This is a genomic window from Kitasatospora viridis, assembly GCF_007829815.1.
GTDB lineage: Bacteria > Actinomycetota > Actinomycetes > Streptomycetales > Streptomycetaceae > Kitasatospora > Kitasatospora viridis.
Map to the genome: position 1 here is coordinate 4,949,712 of NZ_VIWT01000001.1, position 26,363 is coordinate 4,976,074.

Annotated in this window: 25 protein-coding genes; 10 read left to right on the top strand and 15 right to left on the bottom strand. The window is 74.5% G+C overall.

Annotation, left to right across the window (positions count from 1 at the left end):
• Positions 1–114: 114 nt before the first annotated feature.
• Complete coding sequence (gene rsgA, locus FHX73_RS22305) at positions 115–1,206, top strand: ribosome small subunit-dependent GTPase A (protein WP_145906694.1); 1,092 nt, start codon at positions 115–117, stop codon at positions 1,204–1,206.
• Positions 1,207–1,281: 75 nt separating this feature from the next.
• Positions 1,282–2,763: an AlkA N-terminal domain-containing protein gene (locus tag FHX73_RS22310; RefSeq protein ID WP_425461446.1), complete on the top strand. Its 1,482-nt coding sequence runs from the start codon at positions 1,282–1,284 to the stop codon at positions 2,761–2,763.
• On the opposite strand, the gene FHX73_RS22315 is transcribed toward FHX73_RS22310, so the two are convergent.
• From FHX73_RS22315 to FHX73_RS22330, 4 genes are all read right to left on the bottom strand, one after another.
• Positions 2,760–3,284, bottom strand: a complete 525-nt coding sequence (locus FHX73_RS22315; RefSeq protein WP_145906696.1) for a MarR family winged helix-turn-helix transcriptional regulator — start codon at positions 3,282–3,284, stop codon at positions 2,760–2,762. The genes FHX73_RS22310 and FHX73_RS22315 overlap by 4 nt on opposite strands.
• A gap of 88 nt (positions 3,285–3,372) precedes the next feature.
• Positions 3,373–4,113 carry a DUF305 domain-containing protein gene (locus FHX73_RS22320; RefSeq protein ID WP_246213653.1) on the bottom strand — a complete coding sequence of 247 codons (741 nt, stop codon included), beginning with the start codon at positions 4,111–4,113 and terminating at the stop codon, positions 3,373–3,375.
• The gene (locus FHX73_RS22325) at positions 4,113–4,799 is read right to left on the bottom strand and encodes a thioredoxin-like domain-containing protein (RefSeq protein WP_145906697.1); all 687 of its coding nucleotides are present in this window, start codon (positions 4,797–4,799) and stop codon (positions 4,113–4,115) included. The genes FHX73_RS22320 and FHX73_RS22325 overlap by 1 nt, the downstream gene beginning before the upstream one ends.
• 136 nt (positions 4,800–4,935) lie before the next feature.
• On the bottom strand, positions 4,936–5,451 hold the full coding sequence (locus tag FHX73_RS22330) for a hypothetical protein (protein WP_145906698.1): 516 nt from the start codon (positions 5,449–5,451) through the stop codon (positions 4,936–4,938).
• 263 nt (positions 5,452–5,714) lie between these two features.
• Between FHX73_RS22330 and FHX73_RS22335 the strand changes: the two genes are divergently transcribed.
• The gene (locus FHX73_RS22335) at positions 5,715–6,917 is read left to right on the top strand and encodes a hypothetical protein (protein WP_145906699.1); all 1,203 of its coding nucleotides are present in this window, start codon (positions 5,715–5,717) and stop codon (positions 6,915–6,917) included.
• A gap of 7 nt (positions 6,918–6,924) precedes the next feature.
• Here FHX73_RS22335 and FHX73_RS22340 read toward each other — a convergent pair whose 3' ends face one another.
• Positions 6,925–7,530 (bottom strand): TetR/AcrR family transcriptional regulator, encoded by a 606-nt coding sequence (locus tag FHX73_RS22340; RefSeq protein WP_145906700.1) that lies wholly within the window; start codon positions 7,528–7,530, stop codon positions 6,925–6,927.
• A gap of 370 nt (positions 7,531–7,900) precedes the next feature.
• Here FHX73_RS22340 and FHX73_RS22345 point away from each other — a divergent pair, with 370 nt between their 5' ends.
• Together FHX73_RS22345 and FHX73_RS22350 are read left to right on the top strand one after the other, a co-directional pair.
• Entirely contained in the window at positions 7,901–8,686 is a 786-nt protein-coding gene (locus tag FHX73_RS22345; RefSeq protein ID WP_145906701.1) for a peptidoglycan recognition protein family protein, read from the top strand.
• Between the two features lie 43 nt (positions 8,687–8,729).
• Positions 8,730–9,593: a GH25 family lysozyme gene (locus FHX73_RS22350; protein WP_211786236.1), complete on the top strand. Its 864-nt coding sequence runs from the start codon at positions 8,730–8,732 to the stop codon at positions 9,591–9,593.
• A 45-nt stretch (positions 9,594–9,638) separates the two neighbouring features.
• On the opposite strand, the gene FHX73_RS22355 is transcribed toward FHX73_RS22350, so the two are convergent.
• Genes FHX73_RS22355 through FHX73_RS22365 form a run of 3 tightly spaced genes read right to left on the bottom strand, consistent with a single transcriptional unit; the run spans position 9,639 to position 13,143 of the window.
• Positions 9,639–10,676, bottom strand: coding sequence for an agmatine deiminase family protein (locus FHX73_RS22355; RefSeq protein ID WP_145906702.1), 1,038 nt, complete (start codon positions 10,674–10,676; stop codon positions 9,639–9,641).
• A 29-nt stretch (positions 10,677–10,705) separates the two neighbouring features.
• Positions 10,706–12,433, bottom strand: a complete 1,728-nt coding sequence (locus tag FHX73_RS22360; protein ID WP_145906703.1) for an urease subunit alpha — start codon at positions 12,431–12,433, stop codon at positions 10,706–10,708.
• The gene (locus FHX73_RS22365; protein WP_145906704.1) at positions 12,430–13,143 is read right to left on the bottom strand and encodes an urease subunit gamma; all 714 of its coding nucleotides are present in this window, start codon (positions 13,141–13,143) and stop codon (positions 12,430–12,432) included. Before FHX73_RS22365 ends, FHX73_RS22360 begins: the two co-directional genes overlap by 4 nt.
• Before the next feature lie 297 nt (positions 13,144–13,440).
• Between FHX73_RS22365 and FHX73_RS22370 the strand changes: the two genes are divergently transcribed.
• Positions 13,441–13,851, top strand: a complete 411-nt coding sequence (locus FHX73_RS22370; protein ID WP_145906705.1) for an ATP-binding protein — start codon at positions 13,441–13,443, stop codon at positions 13,849–13,851.
• A gap of 105 nt (positions 13,852–13,956) precedes the next feature.
• Complete coding sequence (locus FHX73_RS22375) at positions 13,957–16,164, top strand: ATP-binding SpoIIE family protein phosphatase (protein ID WP_145906706.1); 2,208 nt, start codon at positions 13,957–13,959, stop codon at positions 16,162–16,164.
• A 41-nt stretch (positions 16,165–16,205) separates the two neighbouring features.
• Here FHX73_RS22375 and FHX73_RS22380 read toward each other — a convergent pair whose 3' ends face one another.
• From FHX73_RS22380 to FHX73_RS22400, 5 genes are all read right to left on the bottom strand, one after another.
• Entirely contained in the window at positions 16,206–17,210 is a 1,005-nt protein-coding gene (locus FHX73_RS22380) for a DUF2637 domain-containing protein (RefSeq protein ID WP_145906707.1), read from the bottom strand.
• Between the two features lie 179 nt (positions 17,211–17,389).
• Positions 17,390–18,196 carry an iron-sulfur protein gene (locus FHX73_RS22385; protein WP_145906708.1) on the bottom strand — a complete coding sequence of 269 codons (807 nt, stop codon included), beginning with the start codon at positions 18,194–18,196 and terminating at the stop codon, positions 17,390–17,392.
• 240 nt (positions 18,197–18,436) lie between these two features.
• Positions 18,437–19,288, bottom strand: a complete 852-nt coding sequence (locus FHX73_RS22390) for a hypothetical protein (RefSeq protein WP_425461412.1) — start codon at positions 19,286–19,288, stop codon at positions 18,437–18,439.
• A 284-nt stretch (positions 19,289–19,572) separates the two neighbouring features.
• Positions 19,573–20,460 (bottom strand): hypothetical protein, encoded by an 888-nt coding sequence (locus tag FHX73_RS22395; protein WP_246213654.1) that lies wholly within the window; start codon positions 20,458–20,460, stop codon positions 19,573–19,575.
• A gap of 186 nt (positions 20,461–20,646) precedes the next feature.
• Complete coding sequence (locus FHX73_RS22400) at positions 20,647–21,252, bottom strand: nucleotidyltransferase family protein (protein ID WP_145906709.1); 606 nt, start codon at positions 21,250–21,252, stop codon at positions 20,647–20,649.
• A 130-nt stretch (positions 21,253–21,382) separates the two neighbouring features.
• Here FHX73_RS22400 and moaA point away from each other — a divergent pair, with 130 nt between their 5' ends.
• Together moaA and FHX73_RS22410 are read left to right on the top strand one after the other, a co-directional pair.
• Positions 21,383–22,393: a GTP 3',8-cyclase MoaA gene (gene moaA, locus FHX73_RS22405; protein ID WP_145906710.1), complete on the top strand. Its 1,011-nt coding sequence runs from the start codon at positions 21,383–21,385 to the stop codon at positions 22,391–22,393.
• A 70-nt stretch (positions 22,394–22,463) separates the two neighbouring features.
• Positions 22,464–24,071, top strand: a complete 1,608-nt coding sequence (locus FHX73_RS22410; protein WP_145906711.1) for an alpha/beta hydrolase — start codon at positions 22,464–22,466, stop codon at positions 24,069–24,071.
• Here FHX73_RS22410 and FHX73_RS22415 read toward each other — a convergent pair.
• Entirely contained in the window at positions 24,022–24,444 is a 423-nt protein-coding gene (locus FHX73_RS22415) for a MerR family transcriptional regulator (protein ID WP_145906712.1), read from the bottom strand. The two genes, FHX73_RS22410 and FHX73_RS22415, sit on opposite strands and share 50 nt — an antisense overlap.
• 14 nt (positions 24,445–24,458) lie before the next feature.
• On the bottom strand, positions 24,459–24,941 hold the full coding sequence (locus tag FHX73_RS22420) for a hypothetical protein (protein ID WP_246213655.1): 483 nt from the start codon (positions 24,939–24,941) through the stop codon (positions 24,459–24,461).
• A gap of 361 nt (positions 24,942–25,302) precedes the next feature.
• On the opposite strand from FHX73_RS22420, the gene FHX73_RS22430 reads away from it, so the two are divergent.
• Entirely contained in the window at positions 25,303–26,355 is a 1,053-nt protein-coding gene (locus FHX73_RS22430; protein ID WP_145906713.1) for an aldo/keto reductase, read from the top strand.
• Positions 26,356–26,363 lie beyond the last annotated feature (8 nt).

The following is a 26,363-nucleotide window of genomic DNA, read 5'->3' on the forward strand; positions in this document are numbered from 1 at the left end:
CCATGACTGTCGTCGAGCTTCGTGACCGCATGACGTTCTCCACCCTCCCGGACGCCGGCTGACGATCGGTCAGCCCGCCCCCGGGACCACTTCCTCCCGAAGGGCACCACCGCGTTGTTCGCACACCCCCTCGTCGCGTACGGCTGGACCGCCGAGCTCGACGAAGAATTCGCACCGCTCGCCGAAGCCGGCCTGCAGGCCGGCCGGATCACCCGGGTCGACCGGGGCCGGGCCGACGTGGTGCTCGCCGATCCCGACCCGCGCGTGGTCCGGGCCGACACCAGGCTGGTGGACGGCCCGTGCACCGGCGACTGGGTCGCCGTCGACCTTCCCCCAGCCTCCGGCCGGGGGTACCCCCATGCCGAACCGATGGCCGCCGTCGCCGCCGTCCTGGAGCGGCGCACCGCGATCGTCCGCAAGGGCGCGAGCAAGAACTCCGAAGGCCAGGCGCTGGCCGCCAACGTGGACACCGTGCTGATCGCGGTCTCCCTCGCCACCGACCCCGACCTCGGCCGGATCGAGCGCTTCCTCGCGCTCGCCCACGAGAGCGGGGCCGCCCCGGTCGTCGTGCTGACCAAGGCCGACCTGGCCGGCGACGCCGAGTTCGTCCGCGAGGACGTCGAGCGGGTCGCCCCCGGCATCCCGGTGCTGGTGGTCAGCGCCGAGGCCGGCACCGGCCTGGACGTGCTGCGCGCCTGCATGGGCCGCACCAGCGTGCTGATCGGCCAGTCCGGGGCCGGGAAGTCCACGCTCACCAACGCGCTGACGGGTGATCAGGTGATGGTCGTCCAGCAGACCCGCGACAGCGACCAGAAGGGCCGGCACACCACGACCACCCGGGAGCTGTTCGCGCTCCCCGGCGGCGGCGTGCTGATCGACACCCCCGGCCTGCGCAGCGTCGGCCTCTACGGCGGCGAGGGGCTGCAGCGCGCGTTCGGCGAGATCGAGGAGCTGGCCGACCGCTGCCGCTTCCCCGACTGCGCGCACGGCACGGAGCCCGGTTGCGCCGTCCGCGCCGCGCTGGCCGACGGCACGCTGGCCCAGCGCCGCTGGGAGAGCTACCTCAAGCTCCAGCGCGAGAACGAGTGGATCGCCTCCCGCTCGGACGCCCGGGTCGCCGCGGACCGCGAACGCCTGTGGAAGCAGCGCACCAAGGACGCCCGCGGCAACATCCGTCCCTGGCACGGCTCCCGCAACCCGCGCTGACCCGGCGCCCCGCCGACGGCCACGTCCGATTTCCGCTAGGAGACCGGTGTCCACGGGCGCAGACTGGACAGCGTGATCGATGACGAGACGCGCTACCGCGCCGTGGACAGCCGGGACGCCAGGTTCGACGGAGTGTTCTTCACCGCCGTCACCACGACCGGCATCTACTGCCGGCCGAGCTGCCCGGCGGTGACGCCGAAGCGGGTGAACTGCACCTTCTACCCCACCGCCGCGGCGGCCCAGGGCGCCGGCTTCCGGGCCTGCCGCCGCTGCCGGCCGGACTCGGTGCCCGGCTCGCCGGAGTGGAACCACCGCGCCGACCTGGTCGGCCGCGCGATGCGGCTGATCGGCGACGGCGTGGTGGACCGCGAGGGCGTCGCCGGCCTGGCCACCCGGCTCGGCTACAGCGCGCGCCAGGTGCAGCGCCAGCTCACCGCCGAGCTCGGCGCCGGGCCGATCGCGCTCGCCCGGGCCCAGCGCGCGCAGGCCGCCCGACTGCTGCTGCAGACCACCGACCTGCCGGTCACCGAGGTCGCGTTCGCCGCCGGGTTCGCGTCCGTGCGGCAGTTCAACGACACCGTGCGCGAGGTCTACGACCGCACCCCGAGCGGCCTGCGCGCCGAGGCCGGGGCCAAGCGCTCGACCACCGCCGCCACCGCCGGGTCGATCGCGCTGCGCCTGGCCTACCGGGGGCCGATCGACACCGCGCACCTGCTGGACTTCCTCGCGCTGCGCGCCGTCCCCGGCGTCGAGGAGGTGGTGGGCGCGGCACCCGGCCCGCGCACCTACCGCCGCACGCTGGCCCTGCCGAACGGCCCGGCCGTCGCCGAGGTCGACGGACTGCCCGCCGGCGCACCCGCCGACCGCGGCTGGCTCGACTGCCGCCTCCACCTCACCGACCTGCGCGACCTCACCACCGCCGTGCACCGGCTGCGCGCGCTCTTCGACCTGGACGCCGACCCGCACACCGTCGCCGAACAGCTCGGCGCCGACCCGCTGCTCGGACCCGCCGTCACCGCCCGGCCGGGCCTGCGCTCACCCGGGCACGTGGACCCGCACGAGCTCGCCGTCCGCGCGGTGCTCGGCCAGCAGGTCACCGTCGCCGCCGCCCGCACCCTGGCCGGCCGGCTCGCCGCGCGCTACGGCACCCCGCTGCCCGCGCCGAGCGGCGGCCTGACCGTGCTCTTCCCGACCGCCGCCGCGCTCGCCGGGGCCGAGTCGGCCGACCTGGCGATGCCGGTCTCCCGGCAGAACGCGCTGCGCGGGCTGTGCGCGGCGCTCGCGGACGGGACGGTGCGCCTGGACGCGGGCGTGGACCGCGAGGAGGCCGGCGCGCAGCTGCTCGCGCTGCGCGGCATCGGCCCCTGGACGGTCGGCTACCTGCGGATGCGGGCGCTCGGCGACCCCGACGTCTTCCTGCCCACCGACATCGGCATCCGGCACGGCCTGACCCGGCTCGCCGCGCCCGCCGACCCGAAGGCGGCCGCCGAGGCCGCGCGCGCCTGGGCGCCCTGGCGCTCCTACGCCGTGCACCACCTGTGGGCGCTGGCCTCCTAGGCTTCCTTCGGCCCCGCCAGCGCGGTGGCCAGGTGCTCCAGCCCCGGCAGCGCGGCCATCACGGCGGCGTGGTCGACCGGGGTGAGGGTGGCCAGTGCGGTCGCTATCCGCCGCTCGTGGGCGCGCTGCCAGTCCTCCAACTGCTGGTGGCCCGCCGGGGTGAGGGCGATCCGGGCCGTGCGCCGGTCGCCCGGGTCGGCCTGGCGGTCCACGAACCCGGCCTCCAGCAGCTTGCTGACCAGGCCGCTCACCGTGTTCGGCGCCAGCCGCTGACGCGCCGCCAGCTCACCGACCCGCAGCGGCGCCGCAGCCAGCGTCTGCAGCAGCTCCACCTGCGCCATCGGCAGCGACTCCCACGGGTAGTCGGTGCGGATGCTGCTGCGCAGCGCCCGGCGCAGCCGGGTCACCACGTCGGTCAGGCGCTGGGCGGGCTCGAACGGGTCCGCCGCGGCGGGGTCGGCGCACGGCTCGGCGGGCGCGGCGACGGACTGGGCGGAATCGGAGCTGGACGCGGCTGACATGCCGGACAGCGTAACCGGAAGTCAGACGGGGTCTCAGCAGACGTTTCGTCAGCTGAGACCCCGTCTCAGAATTTCACCGGCCGCCCGGTCAGGAGTCCAACGGCTGGGCGCCCCGCTCCGCGAGCATGCTGGTCATCAGCGTGATCTCGGAACTCTGCGCCGTCACCATCGACTGCGCGAGCCGCTTCTCCGCCGCGTTCTGCGCCACGTCCACGTAGCCCTGGGCCATCTCGACCCCGCCCTTGTGGTGCTGGATCATCAGCTGCAGGTAGTAGATCTCGGCGTCCTTGCCGCTGAGCGTCTGCAGCTTCGCCAGGTCCGCGTTGGTCGCCATGCCCGGCATCAGCGAGCCGTCGTGCGCCTGGTAGCTCATGTGCATCCAGGTCATCGGCGGGGTCGGCGATTGCTGGGTCAGCCCCCACTGGTCCAGCCAGCCCATCATCATGCCGCGCTGGTTGGCCTGGGTGTTGATCACGTCGAAGGCCAGGTTGCGCACCTCGTCGTTGGTCGTCCGGTCCCGGACGATGAACGACAGGTCGATCGCCTGCTGGTGATGGGTCGCCATGTCACGGGCGAACCCGGCCTCCGGCGAACTGTCGGCGGGCACCGAGGCCGAGGTCCCGGAGGCCGAGGAGCCGCTGGCCACCAGGGCCGGCACGCCCAGGCAGAGCGCCACCGCGGCGGCCAGCGCGGCCGGCCACCAGACGGTGCGCCGCCGCCGCTTGGGCGGGTGCATCCCGGTCTTGTCGTAGCCGAACTCCACGTCCTCGTCGGCCAGGTCGGCCACGTCGTCCGCCGGAGTCGGGTCCGGCTCCTCGACGGCGGCCATCACATCTGCCCGGAGCTGCAGGAGGCGCCCGGCTCCTGGGTCTGCGGGCCCTGCACGTACTTGGTGAAGAACTCGTTCACCCGGGGGTCGGTGGCGCTGTCCACGACCAGCTGGGTGCCCCAGGCGCTCAGCGTGATGGTGCCCGACTCGGTCGGGTACGGGCTCATCAGGGTGTACGGGGTCGCCTTGACCTTGTCCGAGAGGGTCTTGATGTCGTCGGCGGTGGCCTTGCCGTTGTACGTCACCCAGACCGCGCCGTGCTCCAGCGAGTGCACCGCGTTCTCGTTGTGCACCGGCTGGTCGTAGACGTTGCCCATGCAGGTCTGCCAGACCGGGTTGTGGTCACCGCCGACCGGCGGGGTCATCGGGTAGTTGACCGGGGTGGTCACGTGGTTGCGGGAGAGGTTGTTCCAGGTCTTCACACCCGGGATCGGCGCCTTGGCCGCCGCGGCCTTCTGGTCCGCCTTGTGCTGGGCGTCCAGCACGATGTACGAGGCACCCGCGATGGTGGCCGCCACCAGCACGCCGGCCACCGAGAAGGCGATGATCTTGGTGCGCTTCTCGCGGCGCTGCTCCTCGGCCCGCAGCTTGGCGATCCGCTCGCGGCGGTCGGCGGTGGCCTGCTTGCTGCCGCCCTTGGGCTTGTTGGCGTTCGACTGGTTGGTCTGCTTGGAAGCGGAACCCACGGAGATCGTCCTTGTCCCCGCCGGGCGCGGGCGCGCACGGCGGCATGAGGTGTAACGGGAGAGGGGGAGACCACGGGGAAGCGCCGTCCGAGCGTCCGTCAGGACGTGCGGCGGCGGGACACCGGGCGGGTTCCGCTCAGGGCCGGTTGACCTGGAGCAGGTGGAGATCAGGGGTCGGCGCCGGCCAGGAGACCGCCGTCAGCGGCACCTGCACGGGGGCCGGGCAGGGCGGCACCAGCAGCGGCAGCGCGGCGGGGCCGGGCTGCGGGGGAGCGTTCGGGAGCTGCGCCTGCTCGACGCACCACGGGCTGCTGGAGCAGCCGTGGCCGGAGCCCGGCCGCGGCACGTCCGCGACGCACAGGGTCCGCTCCACCGGCGCCAGCACGCCCGGCACCGCCGGGGCGGCCGGGTGGCCGGCGTGGGCGGTGTGTGCGGCCGCGGCGACCGGGGCCGCCGCCGGCGCGTCCACCGCGTGCGCGGCACCCGCGCACGGGAGGGCGATGAGCAGGGCGAGCAGCAGGCCGACCAGCGCTACGCTCCAGGACACCGGGCGGGCGGCCGCGGGCGCGGCCTGCGAGGACGTCGGACCGGCCGGGCGGCTCGCGGACGCGGCGCTCCCCGGCGTGGGTCGGACAGGTCCCGGCGCGGTCATGCGCACATATTAGTCAGCCGAATGGGTGAAATGGTCCCCCTGTTGGGCGCCTACTTTGGGATTAATCGAGGGTCGGCGGCGGCCCCGGACGGCGGCTTGATCCCGCCGTAGTCCGTTCGCGATCATCCCGAAACCCCGGACAGCGGGCCCACCGGTAGGGAGAATGACGACGCGGCTCGACCCCTGCCCGCCCGATGCCCGCCCGAGCACGCCCCGTCGACCGGACCGGCGGGATCCGACAGGAACCGACAGGAGTCGCCACCATGACCGACCAGGGCGTGCCCGCGCCGAGCGACTCGGCGGACGCCTGGTGGAGCCGGGTCTACGAGGGACCGGCCGGCCGGCTGCCCGACACCCCCGGGGCCGGGGGCGGGGACGAGAGCGTGGACGAGTGGTTCGACTCGATCGCCGCGGTGATGGGGCTGGTGACCCCGCGACGGCAGGAGCCGGTGCCGGTGCCGGTGCCGGCACCAGTGGCCGTGGCGCCGGTGCCGGAGGTCGCGCAGGCGCTGCCCAAGGTCTCGCTGGTGAAGCCGACCCGGGTGCCGCCCCAGCGGGTCGAGGTCGAGCCCACCCCGCACGTCGGCACCCGCCCGCCCACCTACAGCCCCGAGCCGACCCTGCTGCCCGCCGCCCGCCCCGAGCGGCTCGCCGCCCTCGTGCCCGACACCGCGCTCGACGGCGCCCAGTACCCCGGGCTCACCCTGCGCGCCGCCTCCGTCCGCGGCGACTCCGCCCGCTACCGCGGCGAGCCCCGCACCGACGCGCTGCTGCTCACCCGGTTCGGCGAGGCCCCCGACGGCCTGCTGCTCGCCGTGCTCGGCAGCCGGGCCCGCGCCGCCAACGACCCGCGGGCCGGCCACACCCTGCCGGACCTGGTGCCCGGCGACGCCATCGGCAAGGCCTGCGTCCAGCTGGCCGAGGCGATCGGCCGCAGCCGCGCCGAACTCTCCGCGGACCTGCGCGCCGGTGCCCGCGACCGCCTGCGCTACGGACTCCAGCGCCTGACCGCCGGCGCCGGCGCCGCGCTGCGCGCGAGCGCCGCCGGGGGCGGCTCGCTGCACTGCCTGCTGATCCCGCTCGACCCGGAGGCCACCCACCGCGCCGCGTTCGGCACCGGCCCCGGCGGCCTCTACCTGCTCCGCTCCGGCCACTGGATCGACGCCTACGCGGCCCGGATGCTCTACCAGGGCGACGGGGCCGAGGCCGAGGACGCCGGGACCGAGCCGCGCGAGCCGCGCCCGTTCCGGTTCCGGATGGTCCCCGCCACCGCCGGCGACATACTGCTGCTGGCCTCGCCCGGGTTCGCCGAGCCGGTCGCCGAGGAGGCCGCCGTCGGCCACTTCCTCGCCACCCACTGGTCCAACCCGCACCCGCCCGGCACGGTCGACTTCCTGCGCCAGGTCCAGGTGCGGGCCAAGGGCCACGCCGACGACCGCACGGCGATCGCGCTCTGGACCGGCTGACCCACTGTCAGGCCGGCGCCCCCAGCAGGGCCGCCGCCACCGCCCGGACCTGGGCGAGCGAGTGCGCCCGCGCCACCTCCGGCAGCCCGATCGCCAGCGGCACCGAGAACCCGTCCAGCAGCGCCCGCAACTGGCCCGCCCGCTCGGCCGCCGAGCCCGGCCGGAACTCCCCGGCCGCCACGCCCTGTTCGATCAGCGCCCGCAGGTCCGTCTGCCAGGGCGCCTCGATCTCCAGCTGGCCCGCCCGCAGTTCGGCGCTGGCCGGCGAGCGCCCCCACACCTCCACCCAGAGGATCCACCGCGGGTCCCCTGGCCCGTCCGCGAGGTACAGCTCCGCGTACTCCCCGAACCGCTCCCACGCCGACGCCCCGGCCCGCTCCAGCACCGCCCGGCGCCGCACCCCGAGCTGCTCCTCGCTCCAGCGCAGCGTCTCCAGCAGCAACTGGTCCTTGCTGCCGAAGTAGTAGAGCAGGTGGCCCGCGCTCATCCCCAGCTGCTGCCCCAGCCCCGCCATGGTCAGCTTCGCCAGCCCGTGCTCCGCGATCGCCGCCATCGCCACCGCCAGCACCTCCTCCCGGGGTCGCGCGGGCTTCCGCGAACGTGGCGAGGTCATGGGGGGACTCCTCGGGGTGGGGTGAGCCGTGGTGGGAACACGATAGCGGGGCGGAGAAAGTCGGAGAGCTCGACTTCCGGGTTGCGGCGGGTTCTGCGGGCCTCCGATATCCCCGGCCGGCCGCTGTTCGAGCGGACCAGCGAATGGGTGGAATGGCAGCCGCTATTGGTACCGGTGAACCGGTCGACCGGGCTCCGCCCCCCGGGCTGACCAGCACGGCAGGTGTGGCGGAACTGGGCCGCCGGAAAAGCGAATTGTGCCCGGCAATCCCGGTCGGCGGCATTCGAACTCGCATCCCGCACATTTCCGGGGAGTCGACCGGTGCGCCCTGGGTATAAGGGTCTCGCAATTCCCGTACGGAGGAGGGTGGATGAAGTTCGTCAGTCGAGCCGAATGGGGTGCGCTGCCGCCCAAACAGCCGTGGACGTACGTGGCCGGCGCGCAGGGCGTCAAGATCCACTACGAGGGCACGGAGGTCCCGGCGGACCTGGTGGACCATCACGAGCTGTGCGCGGGGCGGGTGCGGGCGATCCAGGCGATGCACCTGGCCGACCCGACGCAGGGGTGGATCGACATCGCGTACAGCGCCCTGACCTGCTGCCACGGATTCGTCTTCGAAGGCCGTGGCGCGCACCACGAGAACGGCGCCAACGGCAACCAGCCGCTCAACCTCGCGCACTACGCGGTGTGCGCGATGATCGGCGACTCCGGGCTCACCGAGCCGAACGACGCGCTGCTCGACGGCCTGTGCGACGCGATCGACTGGCTGCGCCGGGAGGGCGGGGCCGGGTCGGAGGTGAAGGGGCACCGGGACGGCTACCCGACCGAGTGCCCGGGGGACCCGCTGTACGCCTGGGTGCAGCGCGGGGCGCCCAGGCCGGGCGGCGGGCACCGGGTGGCGGTCGGGCCGGTGTGGCCGGGGGAGTACCTGAGCCTGCGTCAGCCGATGCTGCACGACGAGAACGTGCGGCTCTGGCAGCAGCGGATGGCGGACCGCGGCTGGGCACTGACCGTGGACGGCTGGTACGGGGCGCAGTCGCAGTCCGTTTGTGAGCGGTTCCAACAGGATTCGTCCGCGCACGGTTGGCCGTTGACCGTGGATGGGATCGTGGGGGAGCAGACCTGGAACGCGGCCTGGCAGCGGCCGACCAGCTGACGGACAGCCAGTACCACCACCCGCACCGAAGGAGACCCGCCTGATGGGCGTTTACGGACAGGACTGGGCCAGCTACCAGTCGGCCACCCCGGACACCACGGGGCTGAGCTTCGCGTTCATCAAGGTCAGCCAGGGGCTGACCTACACCAACCCGGAGTGGACGGCGCAGCGCGACCACGCCCGGGCGGCCGGCCTGGTGGTCGGCTACTACCACTACCCGGAGATGGCCAACTCCTGGCAGCAGGAGGCGGATCGTTTCCTCTCGCTGGCGCAGCCGCAGGCCGGCGAGCTGGTCTGCCTGGACTGGGAGGGGTACGACACGGCGAACGAGGGCGTCAGCCACGCGGACCAGCTGGGCTACAAGCAGAACTGGCTGCGGTACGTGAAGGGCAGACTGCCGCACAACCCGGTGGGGCTGTACTGCAACACCGACTACTGGAACAACGTCGACACCACCGGCTACGTGCAGGACTTCCTGTGGATCGCCACCTCGGGCCGACCGGCCGGCCAGCCGGGGATCTCCGCGAACTGGCTGTTCCACCAGTACTCGGACTCCGGCGACATGGACCAGGACTACTGCAACCTCGGCAGCACCGACGCGCTCCGCTCCTGGGCCCTCGGGTTCGCCCCGCCCGCGCAGCCCGCCCCGCCCACCGGGCCGGCCTGGCCGGGCGAGGACCTGAGCCTGCGTCAGCCGCTGCTGCACGACGCGAACGTGCGCACCTGGCAGCAGCGGATCCACGACCGGGGCTGGCCGATCACGGTGGACGGCTGGTACGGCCCGCAGTCCAAGTCGGTCTGCGAGCAGTTCCAGCAGGATTCCTCCGCGCACGGCTGGCCGCTGACGGTCGACGGGATCGTCGGCCAGCAGACCTGGAACGCGACCTGGCAGCGGCCGGTCTCCTGACCCGCGGCGGCCGGACGGGGCGCACCCCGGCCGGCCGCCGCTCCGTCAGGCCTTCGGCTGCTGCTGGGTGATGCAGTGGATGCCGCCACCGTTGGCGAAGATCTCGCGGGCGTCCACGAGTTCGACGGTGCGGCCGGGGTAGGCCCGGCCGAGGATGGCGGCGGCCTCGTCGTCGCGCGGGTCGTCGAAGGCGCAGAGCACGACGGCGCCGTTGGCGACGTAGTGGTTGATGTAGGAGTAGTCGACCGGCTCGCCGTCCTCGTCGTGCAGCACGGTGGGGGCCGGCACCTCGATGACCTCCAGCGGGCGGCCCTGGGCGTCGGTGGCGGCGCGCAGGATCGCCACCAGCTCCTGGCAGACCTCGTGGTCGGGGTGGGCCGGGTCGGGCTGGACGTGGGCCAGCACGACGCCGGGGGCGGCGAACGAGGCGACGATGTCGATGTGGCCGCGGGTGCCGAACTCGTCGTAGTCGCGGGTGAGTCCGCGCGGCAGCCAGATCGCCTTGGTGGTGCCGAGGTGGGCGTGCAGCTCGGCCTCCACCTCCGCCTTGGTCCAGTCGGCGTTGCGGCCCTCGCCGAGCTGGACGGTCTCGGTGACCAGGACGGTGCCCTCGCCGTCCACGTGGATGCCGCCGCCCTCGTTGATCAGCCGGGAGGCGAAGCGCTGGGCCCCGGTCAGTTCGCTGACGTGCTCGGCGATGTGCTGGTCCTGCTCCCAACTGGCCCAGGACTGGGCGCCCCAGCCGTTGAAGATCCAGTCGGCGGCGCCGAGCCGCCCGTCGGGGCCGAGCAGGAAGGTGGGGCCGATGTCGCGCATCCAGGCGTCGTCCAGCGGCCGTTCGACGATCTCGACGTCGGCGGCGACGTACTGGCGGGCCACCGCGGTCTCGCCCAGGTTGACCACCAGGGTGACCGGCTCGTAACGGGCGATGGTGTCGGCGACCCGGGCCCAGGCGAGGCGGCCGGTGTGCAGCCGCTCCTCGGTGTCGAAGGTCTGGTTGGTGGTGGGGAAGGCCATCCAGGTGCGCTGGTGCGGGTGCCATTCGGCGGGCATCCGGTAGCCGAGCTCGGCGGGGGTGGTCATGTCGTGAAGTCCTAAGCGATCAGGGGGAGTCAGAGGAAGTAGAGGCGGCTGAGCGAGACCCGCTCGGCGGGCTCGGCGCGCAGCGGGTCGCCGTCGAGGGAGACCAGGCCGGTGGTGGCGTCCACCGCGACCTGTCCGGTGCGGGCGTTGCGGACCAGCGAGCCGGGGCCGATGCCGCGGGTGCCGCGCACGCCCACCCGGCGCCGGCGGGTGGGGAGTTGGTCGCCGGCCCGGTCCAGGTAGGCGCCGTCGGCGGCGGCCTGGGCGACGAAGGCCACCGAGATGTCGGCGGCGGTGGCGCCGTGCGCGCCGAACTGCGGCCCGAGCACCAGGGGTTCGCAGCGGTCGGTGGAGGCGTTCGGGTCGCCGACCACGCCGTAGGCGGGGAAGCCGGCCTTCAGCACCAGCTGCGGCTTGGCGCCGAAGTGGTCGGGCCGCCAGAGCACGATGTCGCCGAGCTTGCCGACCTCGATCGAGCCGACCTCGTGCGAGAGGCCGTGCGCGATGGCCGGGTTGATGGTGAGCTTGGCGACGTAGCGCAGCACCCGCTGGTTGTCGTCGCCGCTCTCCCGGGTGCCGTAGCCACCGTCCGGCCCGTCCAGCGGGCCGAGCAGCTCCTTCATCCGGCCGGCCATGGCGAAGGTGCGGCGCACCGTCTCGCCGGCCCGGCCCATGCCCTGGGCGTCGGAGGAGGTGATGCCGATCAGGCCGAGGTCGTGCAGCACGCCCTCGGCGCCCATGGTGCCGGCCCGGACCCGCTCGCGGGCCATCGCGGCGTCGCCGGGCAGGTCGATCTTGAGGTCGTGGGCGGAGACGATCATGCCGGCCGCCTCGGCCAGCGCGTCCCGGCCGAACGGCAGGGTGGGGTTGGTGGAGGAGCCGATCACGTTGGCGACGCCGGCCATCTTGAGCACGTTGGGCACGTGGCCGCCGCCGCAGCCCTCGATGTGGAAGGCGTGGATGGTGCGGCCCTCCAGCACGGCGAGGGTGTCCTCGACGGAGAGGCACTCGTTGAGGCCGTCGGTGTGCAGGGCGACCTGCACGTCGTGCTCCTCGGCGACCCGCAGCGCGGTGTCCAGCGCGCGGGTGTGGGCGCCCATGTCCTCGTGCACCTTGAAGCCGCTGGCGCCGCCCTCGACCAGGGCCTCGACCAGCGGGGCCGGGTCGGAGGAGGAGCCGCGGCCGAGGAAGCCGATGTTGACCGGCCAGGCGTCGAAGGCGTTGAACGCGTGCCGCAGCGCCCAGGGCGAGTTGACGCCCACGCCCCAGACCGGGCCGAACTCCTGGCCGATGATCGTGGTGACCCCGGAGGCGAGCGAGGCCTCCATGATCCGCGGCGAGAGCAGGTGCACGTGGGTGTCGATGGCGCCGGCGGTGGCGATCAGGCCCTCGCCGGAGACGATCGTCGTCCCGGTGCCGACCACCACCTCGACGCCGCTCATGGTGTCCGGGTTGCCGGCCCGGCCGATCGCCGCGATCCGGCCGTTGACCAGCCCGATCGAGGTCTTCACGATGCCCTGGACCGCGTCGATCACCAGCACGTTGCTGATCACCACGTCGCAGGTGTCGCGGACGGCGGCGGCCTTGAGGTGCAGGCCGTCCCGGGCGGTCTTGCCGAAGCCGGCCAGGAACTCGTCGCCGGGCTGCTGGGAGTCGGCCTCCACCCGGATGATCAGGCCGGAGTCGCCGAGCCGGATCCGGTCGCCCGCGCGCGGGCCGTGCACGGAGATGTAGTCGTGCGGGGTGATCGCTGTCATGCCTCTTCGCTCTCCGCGTCGTCGAAGGTGACCAGGTAGCCGGTGGCGCGGGCCTTGGCGAGGGCGGCCTCGCGGGCGCCGGGGGCGTCCAGCGGGCCGTCGACCAGGCCGGCGAAGCCGATCGCGACCCGCTCGCCGCCGATCGGGAGCAGGCCGACCTCGACCACCGCGCCGGGTTCGAACCGCACCGAGGAGCCGGCCGGCACGGCGAGCCGGGTGCCGTAGGCGGCGGCCCGGTCGAAGGCGAGGCGGGGGTTGGCCTCGAAGAAGTGGTAGTGCGAGGTGACCGAGATCGGCACGGCGGAGGTGTTGTGCACCGGCAGCAGGACGGTCTCCTCGACCGGGTCGTAGCCCTCGCCGGTGCCGGGCAGGGCGGCGCCGGGGCCGTCCTCGCCGAGCGAACCGGCGCCGCGGAACGGGTCGTTGACGACGGCGAGCCGGGTGCCGTCGTCGAACACGGCCTCGACCTGGATGACGGTGACCACGTCCGGCACACCGGGCAGCACGTCGTCGGCGCCGAGCACGGTGCGGCCGGCCTCGACCGCCTCGGCCAGCCGCTTGCCGTCGCGGGCGGCCTCGCAGACGGTGTCGGCGATCAGGGCGGTGGCCTCCGGCACGTTGAGCCGAAGGCCGCGGGCCCGGCGCGCGCGGGCCAGTTCGGCGGCTGTGAAGATCAGCAGCCGGTCCCGTTCGGTGGGGGTGAGTCGCACGGTGCCTCGCTGAGGTTTAGAACGGCGTTCAAACTGGTTGCTGGCCATTGAACCCGGAACGGGGAGCCGTGTCCAGCCTTGCCCGCCGGGCCGGGATCCGGCGGGTGGCGCGCCGCAGTGGGCGCCATACCGGTCAGTGCGGCCCCGGGGCGGCGCGGCGGAGATCGCGCGGGGGCGTAGTTGACAGAGTGTCAGCAGTGAGTGCCTCGCGAGCCCCCGCGCACCCCGTTGCGGGCCGGTGCCGGGCGCCCGCAGGATGGATCGGAACGAACCGGGCACAGCTGGGGGGCGGGCCTGATGGAGAGTCAGCAGAAGTTCGACACCCCGCGCACCGAGTGCGCCCTGCACTGCGTGCTCGCGCCCGCCGACCTGGCCGCGCTGGCCCCGCTGCGCGCCCGGCTGCGCGCCGCACTGACCGACTGGGGCCTGGCCGCGCTGGCCGACACCGCCGAGCTGCTGGCCAGCGAGCTGGTCACCAACGCCCTGCAACACGCCGGCACCGGCGCCCGGCTGGACGCCGTGGTCACCGCCGAGCGCCGCCTGCTGGTCGAGGTCCGCGACGAGGGCACCGGCCTGCCCCGCCCGCGCCCCGCCGACGCGGACGCGACCAACGGCCGGGGCCTGCTGCTGGTCGAGGCGCTGGCCGACCGCTGGGGCGTGCGGCTGCGCGCCGACGGAAAGGTCACCTGGTTCGAGCTCCAGGGCTGACCGCGCGGCGTTCGTGCTGGTCCGCCGTGGCGGCATTGCCCCGGGATCGAACATTCGACAGGATAGTGAGAATGTGTGTCCGGACCTGGTAGGGGCAGGAGAACAATGGCGACTGAGCCCGAGCCGCAGGGGCCCGCACGTCGTCCGATCGGCCCGCCGGCCCAGGGCGGTCGGCGATCGGGCCCGCGCGCCACGACCCTGGCGAGCGGCCGCGTGAGCGTGCCGGCCGTGCTGCCCGCCCCCGCGCACCAGCCCAACAGATCCGGCGACTCCACCCCGGAGTGGCTGGAACCCGCGATGGCCGCCAACGGCATCGGGTCCTTCGAGTGGGACATCCGCCGCGACCTGATCGAGGCCGACCAGCGGGCCGCCGCCATCATCGGCGCCGGCGAGAGCAACCTGAGCATCGGCTCCGAGGCCTTCCTCGCCCTGCTGCACCCCGAGGACGCGCCGGTGGTGCGCCGGCGGGTCGAGCGCGCGGTGGCCGAGCTGGGCCAGTGCGGCGCCTACTACCGCACCGTGCTGCCCGACGGCACGCTGCACGCCGTGCGGTTCCGCGGCCGGGTGCTCGCGGACGCCTTCGGCCGGCCCTCCCGGATGGTCGGCTTCGTCTGGGACGCCACCGCCGAACTGCACAAGCGCGCCGACGCCGGGCGGCTCGCCCGACTGCGCGAGGACCGCTCACGGTTCATCAAGGAGGCGGCCCGGGCGCTCTCCGAGGCCGTCACGGTGCGCGACGTGGCCCGGGTCTTCACCGAGCTGCCGCTGCCCGGCCTACCGCCCGACGGCCTGATCCTGGCCGCCTACGAGACCGGCCGGCTGCAGATCCTGGGCGCCAGCGGCTACGCCGCCGAGGACGTCGGCCCCTACGACCGGGCCCCGTTGGAGTCGCACCAGCCGTCCGCCGAGGCGATCCGCAGCCGGCTGCCGGTCTTCCTCGCCAGCCGCGCCGAGTACCAGGAGCGCTACCCGCAGGCCTGGACCCGGGCCTCGGTCACCGGCCGCAGTGCCTGGGCCTTCCTGCCGCTGGTGGCCAGCGGCCGGGCGATCGGCCTGTGCGTGGTCAGCTTCGACGAGGCCCGCGAGCTGGACGCCGACGAGCGCACCCTGCTCTCCACCCTCGGCGGCCTGGTCGCCCAGTCGCTGGCCCGGGCCCGGCTGCACGACGCCGAGCACGAACTCGCCGCCGGCCTGCAGCGGGTGATGCTGCCGCGCACCGTGCCCGCGGTCTCCGGCGTGACCACCGCCGTGCGCTACCTGCCGGCCGGCTCCGGGCTGCAGATCGGCGGCGACTGGTACGACGTGGTGCCGCTGCCCGGCGGCCACGTCGGCCTGGTGATCGGCGACGTGCAGGGCCACGACGTGCACGCGGCCGGCATCATGGGCCAGCTGCGGATCGCGCTGCGCGCCTACGCCGCCGAGGGGCACCCGCCGGCCGCCGTGATGGCCCGGGCCTCCCGCTTCCTCGCCGACCTGGACACCGACCACTTCGCCACCTGCACCTACGCCGAGGTGAACGTGGACTACGGCGTGGTCTACGCCGTCCGGGCCGGCCACCTGGACCCGGTGGTCCGCCGGGCCGACGGCAGCAGCGCGGTGCAGAACGTGGTCGGCGGGCTGCCGCTCGGGATCTCCGCCGACCAGGAGTACCAGGTGACCCGGTTCAGCCTGGACCCCGGCGAGACCGTGGTGCTCTGCACCGACGGGCTGGTCGAGTCCCGCGCGATGGACCTGGACACCGGGATGAGCCGGCTGTGCGCCTCGGTGGCGGGCGAGTTGGAGCCCGTCGGCGGCGGCGACCCGATCGAGGCGCTGGCCGACCGGATCACCTCCCGGGCCGCCGACTCGGCCGAGCGCGAGGACGACATAGCGCTGCTCCTGCTGCGCTGGGACGGCCCCGAGGGCGGGCTCGCCGCCCAGCAGCTGCGCCGCCGGATCGGGCAGGCCGACCTGGCCCGGGTCGCCGAGCTGCGCGGCGAACTGCGCGACGCGCTGCGCCGCTGGGGCGTCGCGGAGCTGATCGACACGGCCGAGCTGCTCACCTCCGAGCTGGTCACCAACGCGATCCGGCACACCGACCGGGACGCGATGTTCACCGCCCGGCTGTACCGGGAGGACCGGCGCGAGCCCCGGCTGCGGATCGAGGTCGAGGACGAGTCCGACCTGTGGCCGAAGCGGCGCACGCCCGGCGAGCAGGCCTCCTCCGGGCGCGGGCTGATGCTGGTGGAGGCGCTGGCGGACGGCTGGGGCGTGGAGCCCCGGGGGACCGGGAAGCGGATGTGGTTCGAGCTGACGGCCGGTGAGGCGGCCTGACCTCCTAGGTCAGGCCGCCGGGGTCAGGCCGCCGCGGGAGGTCAACCGAACTGCTGCTCCAGGTCCTTGAGCTTCTGCTCCAGGGAGTCCAGGCGGGGCAGCGTCAGGGTGTCGTCGTCCGGCGTCAGGTCGATGGCCGCCCGGCGGGCGGGCAGCGCGGCCGCGCTCGCGGCCGGTTCAGCGACGGGTGGCGAGGGTGGCGGCGGTATCGCGGGCTCCGTCGAGCCCGGCTCCAACTGACGGGCCGCCCTGGCCCGCCCCCAGCCGCCGTGCTGACGGCTGATCGCGCGCAGCTCGGCCCGCTCGCGGCGGCTGACCAGGCGCTGGCGCTCGCGGCTGCGGGCGGCCTCGCGCTTGGTGTCGCGGACCTCCTCCACCGCCTCGTCCAGGCTGCGCACGTTCTCCAGCAGCATCAGCGACCAGGCGGCGAAGGTCTCGCGCGGGGCGCGCAGCCAGCGGACGATCCGGATCTGCGGCAGCGGGCGCGGCACCAGGCCCTGCTCGCGCAGCGCGGCCCGGCGGGTCTGCTTGAGCGCCCGGTCGAAGAGCACGGCCGCGGACAGCGACATGCCGGCGAAGAACTGCGGGGCGCCGTTGTGGCCGCCGCCGCGCGGGGCGTGCACCCAGTTGAACCACGCGGAGGCGCCGGCGAAGAGCCAGACCAGCATCCGGGAGCCGAGCGCCGCGTCACCGTGGCTGGCCTCGCGGACGGCGAGCACGGAGCAGAACATCGCCGCGCCGTCCAGGCCGAACGGCACCAGGTACTCCCAGCCGCCGTTCAGGCCGAGGTTCTGGACGCCGAAGCCGACCAGGCCGTGGAAGGAGAGCGCGGCCGCCACGCCGGCGCAGACGAACAGCAGGGCGTAGGAGGCGCCGCCGTAGAGCGACTCCTTGCGGCGCCGCCGCTCCTCGCTGCGCTCCCAGTTGTCCCCGGAGCGGGCTGCGACCGCCCCCTTGTTGCGCAGGTAGGCCAGCAGTGCCGCGGCCGCCAGGATGACGGCCAACGCGGCGATGGCCCAGCCCAGTGGTATGTCGGACATTGTCATGGCGCAGAACCAGCCTCGCTCTCGGCGGACGGGGCGGAGGCGTCGGCCGCCGCCCGGAGGAGGCCCATCATGGCGGATCGCCGGACTCCGGACGGGTGGTTTCGGGGCAAATACACTGAGGAGTGAAAGAACTGACGTTTCGTCAGCGATATCAGCAGATCGTATGACCGAAATCGGGGTCAGTTGCGGACCCGAGGGCAGCCGGCGCAGGGGGCCGTGGGGCTGACGGTGTAGAAGAGGCAGCAGCTCACCCGGGTGCGGGTGGGGCCGGTGGGGGTGCTGCGGAAGCCGGCGCCGCCGGTGAACGGCGCGGTGCGGCCCGGGAGCAGCGCGGACAGCGCGGCCACCGCGCGCGCCTCCTCGCCGAGCAGGCCGGCCGCGAACCAGAGCCCCTCGGTCAGCTCGTCGGTCGCCAGGCCCCACAACGGGCGGGAACCGCGCCGCAGTTGGGGGCCGAAGGCGGTGAACAGCGGGTCCAGCCGGTCGGCGAAGGCGGTGCGCAGGGCGAGGTCGAGCGCGGGCCGGTCGGGCAGCACCAGGGCGTCCGGGTGCTCGGCGGCCGGGTCGCCGGGCAGGCAGGCGAAGCGCAGCGGCCCGCCCGGGAGCAGGGCGAGCTCGGCCGGGCCGCCGCGCGCCGGGTGCCGGTGGGCGAGCTGCTCGGCGGTGGGCAGCGGCACCCGGGCGTCGAGCAGCCAGGGCAGGGTGAAGAAGAGGCCGAGCGGCCAGGCGACCCGGTGCAGCCAGAAGCCGGCGGCCACGTCCGGGCGGGGCGCGGCGCCGTGCCGCCGGGCGGTGCGGCGGGCCTCGGCGGCGAGCAGGCGCTCGCGCAGGGCGGGGGAGGCGAGCAGGCGGGGGGCGGTGGTCCAGCCGGCGCCGGGCCGCGTGCCGGTGAGGCGGATCCGCAGGTCGGGGAAGACGCGCCCGAACGCGCGGTAGGCGGCGGCGCACGGGTGGGGGCTGGTGGTGATCGCGCCGCGCACGGTCATGGGTGGTGCCCCCAGCATCTCGGCCGGGTGCTCGCGCGGGCCCGGTGCGGCTCACCTGGTCAGGTTAGCCTCACCTTAGCTGACGGGGCGTCGGTCCTCCCGTTCGCGTGACCCGTCCGGGTGGGAGCCGTCCGGGTGGGAGCCGTGACCGGGCGCGGGGGCACGCCGGGGTGCGCAGGGGTGTGGGGGCGTGCGGGTGGGCCCCTCCCCGGGCCGGGGAGGGGCCCACCCGCGGCGCGGTCAGCGCTGCCGGGGGATGCCCGGGCGGGGTCTGGGCTGGACCCCGCGGGGCGCGCCCGGCGGACCGCCGTTCGGTGCGCTGTCGCCGAGGCGGCCGACCAGCCACACCGGCACGCCGCCGAGCGACTGCACCAGCCGCCCGGCCTCGGCGCGCAGGCGCTCGGCCTCCTCGGGTTCGCTGACGTCGGCGAGCGAGGCCAGCGCCGGTGCCACGCCCACCATGAACCCGAGCTCCTCGCGCAGCCGCAGCGAGGCGGCGAACCCCTCGCGCGCCCTGACCCGGTCGCCGCCGGCCATCGCGAGCGCGGCCAGGTGGCGCCAGGTGGAGGAGGCGAGCAGGGTGTCGCCGTGCGCCAACGCGCCGTCGTGCGCCCGCCGGTAGGCGATCCAGGCGGCGGTCTGGTCGCGCAGCAGGTTCTCCGCGACCAGTCCGCGCCGGAAGTCCAGCAACGGGCGCGCGGCGGCGTTCGGTGCCAGCAGCGCGGAGGTCCGGCCGAGCGCCGCCTGGGCCTCGTCCAGCCGGTCGCGCGGTCCGAGCACGCTGCCCAGGTAGGCGAGGAAGCCGCGCGCGCAGGCGGCCTCCGCGCGCTGTTCGGTGCTGGTCACCGCGGCCTCGGCCAGGCGCAGCGCGGCCTCCGCCTCGGCCCAGTGATCAGCGGTGAACAGGCACTGTTCGATGAGGAGTTCGGCCCGGCACAGGGCGGTGCGCGGGTCCCGTTCGGCGGCCGGCGACAACTGGTCGGCGGCCTCCTGCCAGCAGGCCCGGGAGCGCAGCCGCCAGACCGTGCCGCTGGTGATCTCGTCGAGGTGGCCGCCCGTGCCCGGATGCAGTCCCCCGCCGTGCGGTGGCACACCGGGCGGCCCGCCTAGCCCGTTCCCCCTGGTGCCGTTTCCGCGCGTCCCCCCGCTCAGCGGGGCCGTTCCGTGCTCCGACAACGCCACCTCCTTGTGTGCGTGTCCCACGGTGCTGCGGTGTGCCACGGCGAGGCCGTGGCCTCGCAATTGAACACCTGGCCCGAGCTTGTGCACCAGATCACGAGCGCCACGGATTTTCGGCACAGGGGGGCGCACGACGGCGCACGGCGGCGGGCGGGGCGCGGCGAAGGGGTGGGAGCGGGGCGTAACGGGGAGCGGCGTCAGGAGGTCCAGCCGGTCTCCAGCAGGGCCTCGGCCGCGCCGTTCACCGGGTGCGGGACGCCGCCCTGGTCGAGGGTGAACAGGGCGACCAGCAACTGCTCGCCGCGGACCGTGGCCTGGTGCGAGTAGCCGGACATGGTGAACATCGCGGCCGCCACCTCCTCGGTGTGCAGGGTCTGCAACCAGAGGCACTCGACGGTGCGCAGGTCGGCCTGCTCGGGCCAGGTGTCCACCTGGGCCACCAGCCGGTCGCCCAGCAGGCCGATCGCCTCGCGCTCCTGACCCTCGGTCAGTTCCACGTCCCCGAAGCCCAGCCATTCGAGGTAGCGGGCGGCGGCCAGCACCGCGTCCTGCGAGCTGTGGATCGGGTGCGGGCGGAACGGCGGGCGGGTCTGCCGCCGCCCGCCCGGGACCCCGGGCGCCCCGCCCGGCTGGCCCGCCCGCGCCGGCGCGCCGGGCAGCTGGCCGCCCTCCGCGTAGACCGGGCCGGCGGGGGCCGGCCGGCTGCCCAGCGGGCGCGAGCCGTGCGCCGCGGGCCCGCCGGCGCGCGATCCGCGGTCCACGGGAAGCCGCACCGTGGCACCGCAGTTGCAGGTGAACTCGGGCTGCGGCCACTGGTCGGAACGCCCGCACTGTGGGCAGCGCATGCTCAGCCAGGAGTCCTCCCAGGAGCGGAACCGCACCTGCACCGGCACCCCGCCGCGCAGCAGCGGCACCTTCAGCGCCGCGCCGCACGGGCACGGGAAGGTGGGCGGCTCGTAGACGTGCTCGCGCCGGCAGGCCGGGCAGCGGATGGCCCGGGCGGCGGCCGGGTTGGTGGCCGCCTCGGGCAGGTCGGGGGGCGTGCCGGGGCCGGAGAAGTCGTCAGGCAGTTGGTGTCCGGTCACGGCGCGCACCGTCCGATCGGCTGGGGAGGGCGGGACGCCTCCCATCGTCCCCGATCAGACTGCGCGGTGGTGGCGATTAAGGGAATGATCAGGGCGAAATCAGGGTCAATTACGCGCGGGGGAGGAGCCGTCACGGTCCGCGAGCCGGACCGTCGACGGGTCGGCACCACTCGAACTGACGACGGGTCAGCCCAGCTGCCAGCGGGCCAGGTCCTCGGGGGTGTCCAGGTCGTCCGGCACCGCCACGTCGCCGCACTCGACCAGCAGCAGCTCGCTGCGGTGCGCCGCCAGCAGCGCGCGTGCGCCCGCGTCGCCCGTGGCGCCGGCCGCGGCCTCGGCGAAGTGCCGGGCGCCGATCAGCACCGGGTGCCCGCGCCGCCCCGCGTACCCCGCGGCGGCCAGTTCGGCGCCCGCGCGGTGCGCGGCCAGCAGCCGGGCGACCGCGGCCGGGGTGACCCCCGGGGTGTCCACCAGCGCGACCAGCACGGCGGGCGCGTCCGGCGGCAGCGCGGCGAGCCCGGTGCGCAGCGAGGACCCCATGCCCTCGGCCCAGTCGGGGTTGGCCAGCACCGTGCAGCCGGTCAGGTCGGCGGCGGCCGGCACCCGCTCGCGCTCGGCGCCGAGCACCACCAGCACCGGGCCGCAGCCGCCCTCGCGCACCGTGCGCACCGCGTGCTCCACCAGCGGGCGCCCGCGCAGCGGCAGCAGCGCCTTGGGCCGGCCGCCGAGCCGGCGGCCGCCGCCGGCGGCGAGCACCAGGGCGGGCACGGTCGGCGGCTCGACTTCGGTCATGCACCCACTCTGCCGTCTCCGGACACCCCGCCGCCTTGTGCGATTCACCAAGGCGGGCGCCCCGGCCTTGGACGAGGCCCGGTCCATCCGCCGCTGGATCTTTGCGGGCGGTCGGCTTCTACTTGCGGTCATGCACACCGTTCCCGTCCCGCTGACGGACCGCTTCGGCCGGGTCCACACCGATCTGCGGGTCTCCCTGACCGACCGCTGCAACCTGCGCTGCACCTACTGCATGCCCGCCGAGGGGCTGAACTGGCTCCCCAGGGCCGAGGTGCTGACGGACGACGAGATCGTCCGGCTGGTGCGGATCGCGGTGCGGCGGCTCGGGATCACCTCGGTGCGGCTGACCGGCGGCGAGCCGCTGCTGCGGCGCGGGCTGCCCGAGCTGGTGGGCCGGCTGGCCGCGCTCGGGCCGGAGCTCTCGCTGACCACCAACGGGATCGGGCTGGCCCGCACCGCGGTGGCGCTGCGCGAGGCCGGGCTGCGCCGGGTCAACGTCAGCCTGGACACGCTGCGCCGGGACCGGTACCAGGAGCTCACCCGCCGGGACCGGATCGACGACGTGTTCGCCGGCCTGGCCGCGGCCCGGGCGGCCGGGCTGGAGCCGGTCAAGGTGAACGCGGTGCCGGTGCGCGGGGTGAACGAGGACGAGGTCGTCGACCTGGTGGAGTTCTGCGCCGCGCACGGCTACCGGATGCGGTTCATCGAGTCGATGCCGCTGGACGCCCAGGGCGCCTGGGACCGGTCGGCGATGATCACCGCGGACGAGCTGCTGGCGGTGCTCGGCGCGCGCTGGGAGCTGGTGCCGCTGGAGCCGGCACCCGCGCCCGGCGGCGGGCGGCCGCCGGCCGAGGAGTTCCGGATCGCCGGGACGAGCACGGTGATCGGGGTGATCGCCTCGGTCACCCGGCCGTTCTGCGGCACCTGCGACCGGGTCCGGCTGACCGCCGACGGGCAGCTGCGCAACTGCCTGTTCGCCACCGAGGAGTCGGACCTGCGGGCGCTGCTGCGCTCCGGCGCGGACGACGACGCGATCGAGACCGCCTGGCGCCGCACCATCGACCGCAAGGGCCCCGGGCACGAGATCGGCTCGGCCGGCTTCACCCGCCCGGAGCGGCCGATGTCGGCGATCGGCGGTTGACGGAGGGTCAGGCTCCGCTGTGGGGACCCGGTGTGAGTTCGTGTGAAGACCTGGTGATATCTCTCATCCGGTGATCATCGCTCGCGCGCGCCTGACGCGCCGCATCCTGCCCGTCGTGCTGGGGGCCACCGTGCTGGCCGGCTGCAGCGGGTCCGGGGGGACCGGACACGCGAAGTCGGCCCCGCCGACCGTCGCGGCCAGCGCCTCGCCCACCGCCTCGCCCAGCCCCACCGCCACCCCGACCGGGGCCGACGACCCGGCGCTCAAGCCCTTCTACGGCCAGCAGATCGCCTGGGGCGCCTGCACCGACGACGGGTCCTACCCCAACGTCGACCTCAGCAAGTTCCAGTGCGCCACCGCCAAGGTGCCGCTCGACTACACGCACCCGGCCGGCGACACCGTCGACCTGGCCCTGGTGCGCCGTCAGGCCACCGGCAAGGACCAGCGGGTCGGCTCGCTCTTCGTCAACCCCGGCGGCCCCGGCGGCTCCGGCATCGAGGAGGTGCTGTACGGCGCGGACTCCGAGTTCAAGGGCCTGAGCGACCACTTCGACCTGATCGGCTTCGACCCGCGCGGCGTCGGCAAGTCCTCCCCGGTGCACTGCCTGGACGACGCCGGCCACGACCAGTGGTACACCCAGGACCACCCGGCGCAGAACAAGGGCAAGACCCTGGCCGACGGCTGCCAGGCGAACTCCGGCAAGCTGCTGCCCTTCGTCGGCACCGTCAACGTGGCCCGCGACCTGGACGTGCTGCGCGGCGCGGTCGGCGACCAGAAGCTCGACTACCTCGGCTTCTCCTACGGCACCTACCTCGGCACCAGCTACGCCGAGCAGTTCCCCGACCGCACCGGCCACCTGGTGCTGGACGGCGTGATGGACCCCTCGCAGACCCTGCTCGACTCCGACGTGCAGCAGATGGCCGGCTTCGAGGGCGTCTTCGAGCGCTGGGCCGCCGACTGCGTGACCCACTCGGACTGCCCGCTCGGCAAGGACCCGGGCACCGCCGCCAAGAAGGCCGCCGACTTCCTGGACGGCCTGGCCGCCAACCCGATGACCGCCAAGGACGGCCGGCAGCTCACCGCCTCCCAGGGCTGGACCGGCACGCTCTCCATGCTCTACGGCAGCAGCAAGTCCTGGGACAACCTGCGCCTGGGCCTGGGCTGGGCGATGCAGGGCAACAAGCCCGACTACATGCTCGACTTCGCCGACGGCTACAACGGCCGGGACGCCAAGGGCCACTACAGCAACATGCAGGACGCCTACGCGGCGATCACCTGCGCCGACTACGGGGCGGTGATGCCCACCGACGCGCAGGTCGACCAGGCGCTCCAGGACGACCAGCAGAAGTCGCCCTACCTGACCAAGCACTTCACCAAGGACGACCTGTTCGACCCGGACTGCCGCGCCTGGCCGTACCACCCGAGCACCCCGCCGCAGCCGATCAGCGCCCCCGGCGCCGCCCCGATCCTGGTGGTCGGCTCCACCGGCGACGACGCCACGCCGTACCCGTGGGCGCAGAAGGCCGCCGCCGCGCTGCCCGGCGCCGTGCTGCTCACCCGCGACGGCGACGGCCACACCGGCTACGGCAAGAGCGCCTGCATCAAGACCGCCGTCGACACCTTCCTGGTCAGCGGGACGATGCCGGCCGCGAACACGCACTGTCCGACGGACCAGTAGCCGCCTGCCGGGCGTCCAGGACGTCCTCGTACACGCGGACCTTGTAGCTGATCAGGTCGAGGCTGCGGCCCAACTCGCCGAGCTGCTCCCGGACCCGCTCCTGGTGGGTCCGGAGCAGCTCGATCCGCTGCTCCTCGTTGCCGTCCCCCTCGCGGGCCAGCTCCGTGTAGCGGCGGATCTCCGGCAGCGGCATCCCGGACCCGCGCAGCACCATGCACAGGTGCAGCCAGTTCACGTCGTGCTCGGTGTAGACCCGCCGCCCGCCCGGCAGCCGCCGCGGCGGTTCGGCGAGCACGCCCTCCTTCTCGTAGAAGCGCAGGGTGTGCACGCTGAGCCCGGTGCGTTCGGCCACCTGTCCGATCGTCAGATCCATGCCGGTGAGGATAGTCAGTACGGAACGGATGCCTCGATCCTGTACACGTCGCCGCCGGCCACCGTGACCAGGACCCCGGAGGCGGGCTGCCGGTAGCTGCGGTAGCGCGGCGCGTTGGCCGGCGACTGCGGCACCTCCAGCAGCGGGACCCCGCGCCGCGCCAGCAGTCGGTGCAGCTTGTCGAAGCGCAGCCGCGGGGCGAACCGGCCGTACCGGGCGCGCAGCGCCGGGTCGGGGATGGTCCGGTCCCGGCGGGCGAGCCGGTGCACCTGGAGGGAGATGTGGTGGCCCCGCCAGGGCTGCCGGGTGTCGGCGCGGTGCCAGTGGAACTCCGTCAGCCCGTAGTCGCGCCACATGGTCCGCCCGCCCTGGACGTTCTCGGCGAAGTCCGGCCCCAGCAGGGCGGTGACCCGCTCCGGGGAGTCGGTCGGGCGCGCGCCGAGCACGGTGCCGGTGGTGACGACGTCCAGGTAGAAGGCGAGCGAGTAAGGGGTCAACGGGGCTCCGCTACGGTTCCGGTGCGGCTGTCGTCCAGGGCGCCGTCGTCCAGGGCGGCGGCGCGCAGGGCGGCGGTCCGGCGGACCACGGGCTCGGGAGGACACTACCCCGGGCGGCCGAGGCGAGGGCCATCGCGGGCGGGACGGTGGTCAGCCCGAGGCCCGCCGCGACCAGGCGCAGCTTCGCCGGCCGGTCCCGGGTCGTTCGTCCGGTGCGGACCGCTGCACGTGCCCGCCGCCTGTGGGAGCTCTCCGAGGAACTGCTCGCGGCCGCCGGCTGAGCCGCTACTTGATCTAGAGCCGACTCAAGGTCATAGAGTCCGGGGCGAACGAACGGAACGGCCGGCTAGGGGGCACCACCATGCGTTACCGCACTTTGGGCAGGACCGGCATCGAGGTCAGCACGTACTGCCTGGGGACGATGATGTTCGGGTTCATCGGGAACCCGGACCACGAGGAGTGCGGACGGATCCTGCACACGGCGCTGGACGCCGGGATCAACTTCGTGGACACCGCCGACATGTACTCGGCGGGGGAGTCCGAGGAGATCGTCGGGAAGGCGCTCAAGGGGCGGCGGGACGAGGTGGTGCTGGCCACCAAGGTGCACTTCCAGATGGGGGGAGAGGGGCCGAACCGGAGCGGGAACTCGCGGCGGTGGATCACCAAGGCGGTGGAGGACAGCCTGCGGCGCCTGGACACCGAGTGGATCGACCTCTACCAGGTGCACCGGCCGGACCACACCACCGATGTCGAGGAGACCTTGGGGGTGCTCGGAGACCTGGTGAGCGCCGGGAAGATCCGGGCCTTCGGGCACTCGACCTTCCCCGCCGAGCAGATCGTCGAGGCGCAGTGGGTCAGCGAGCGGCGCGGGTTGCAGCGGTTCCGCACCGAGCAGCCGCCGTACTCGCTGATGGCGCGCGGGATCGAGTCCGCGGTGCTGCCGGTCTGCCGGCAGTACGGGATGGGCGTGCTGACGTGGAGTCCGCTGGCGAGCGGGTTCCTGACGGGCAAGTACCGGCAGGGGCAGTCGATCGACCTGACGCAGGGTCGGGCCAAGCTCCACCCCGGCCGGTTCGACCCGGAACTGGCGGTGAACCAGGGCAAGTTGGCGGCGGTCGAGGAGCTGGTGCTGCTGGCCGGGGAACTGGGCTGCACGCTGCCGGAGTTGGCGCTCGCGTTCCCGCTCGCGCACCCGGCCGTCACCTCGGTGATCATCGGCCCGCGCACGCCCGAGCAGCTGGCGGCGGCGCTGAAGGGGGCGGAGCTGGTGCTGGACGACGCGGCGTTGGACCGGATCGACGCGATCGTGCCGCCCGGGACGAACCTGTACCACCCGGACGGCGTCTGGAAGCACCCGGCGTTGGGCGACCCGGCCCGTCGGCGGCGGGCGGCGGGAGACAGGTCGGCCGCCTGACGGATCGT

What these genes read in the sequence shown, in the direction of transcription:
- FHX73_RS22315 (WP_145906696.1), bottom strand. Translation starts at nt 3,284, where the DNA reads ATGTCAGCCGCGTCCAGCTCCGATTCCGCCCAGTCCGTCGCCGCGCCC.
- FHX73_RS22320 (WP_246213653.1), bottom strand. Translation starts at nt 4,113, where the DNA reads ATGGCCGCCGTCGAGGAGCCGGACCCGACTCCGGCGGACGACGTGGCC.
- FHX73_RS22330 (WP_145906698.1), bottom strand. Translation starts at nt 5,451, where the DNA reads ATGACCGCGCCGGGACCTGTCCGACCCACGCCGGGGAGCGCCGCGTCC.
- FHX73_RS22335 (WP_145906699.1), top strand. Translation starts at nt 5,715, where the DNA reads ATGACCGACCAGGGCGTGCCCGCGCCGAGCGACTCGGCGGACGCCTGG.
- FHX73_RS22340 (WP_145906700.1), bottom strand. Translation starts at nt 7,530, where the DNA reads ATGACCTCGCCACGTTCGCGGAAGCCCGCGCGACCCCGGGAGGAGGTG.
- FHX73_RS22345 (WP_145906701.1), top strand. Translation starts at nt 7,901, where the DNA reads ATGAAGTTCGTCAGTCGAGCCGAATGGGGTGCGCTGCCGCCCAAACAG.
- FHX73_RS22350 (WP_211786236.1), top strand. Translation starts at nt 8,730, where the DNA reads ATGGGCGTTTACGGACAGGACTGGGCCAGCTACCAGTCGGCCACCCCG.
- FHX73_RS22355 (WP_145906702.1), bottom strand. Translation starts at nt 10,676, where the DNA reads ATGACCACCCCCGCCGAGCTCGGCTACCGGATGCCCGCCGAATGGCAC.
- FHX73_RS22360 (WP_145906703.1), bottom strand. Translation starts at nt 12,433, where the DNA reads ATGACAGCGATCACCCCGCACGACTACATCTCCGTGCACGGCCCGCGC.
- FHX73_RS22370 (WP_145906705.1), top strand. Translation starts at nt 13,441, where the DNA reads ATGGAGAGTCAGCAGAAGTTCGACACCCCGCGCACCGAGTGCGCCCTG.
- FHX73_RS22375 (WP_145906706.1), top strand. Translation starts at nt 13,957, where the DNA reads ATGGCGACTGAGCCCGAGCCGCAGGGGCCCGCACGTCGTCCGATCGGC.
- FHX73_RS22380 (WP_145906707.1), bottom strand. Translation starts at nt 17,210, where the DNA reads ATGACAATGTCCGACATACCACTGGGCTGGGCCATCGCCGCGTTGGCC.
- FHX73_RS22385 (WP_145906708.1), bottom strand. Translation starts at nt 18,196, where the DNA reads ATGACCGTGCGCGGCGCGATCACCACCAGCCCCCACCCGTGCGCCGCC.
- FHX73_RS22400 (WP_145906709.1), bottom strand. Translation starts at nt 21,252, where the DNA reads ATGACCGAAGTCGAGCCGCCGACCGTGCCCGCCCTGGTGCTCGCCGCC.
- moaA (WP_145906710.1), top strand. Translation starts at nt 21,383, where the DNA reads ATGCACACCGTTCCCGTCCCGCTGACGGACCGCTTCGGCCGGGTCCAC.
- FHX73_RS22415 (WP_145906712.1), bottom strand. Translation starts at nt 24,444, where the DNA reads ATGGATCTGACGATCGGACAGGTGGCCGAACGCACCGGGCTCAGCGTG.
- FHX73_RS22430 (WP_145906713.1), top strand. Translation starts at nt 25,303, where the DNA reads ATGCGTTACCGCACTTTGGGCAGGACCGGCATCGAGGTCAGCACGTAC.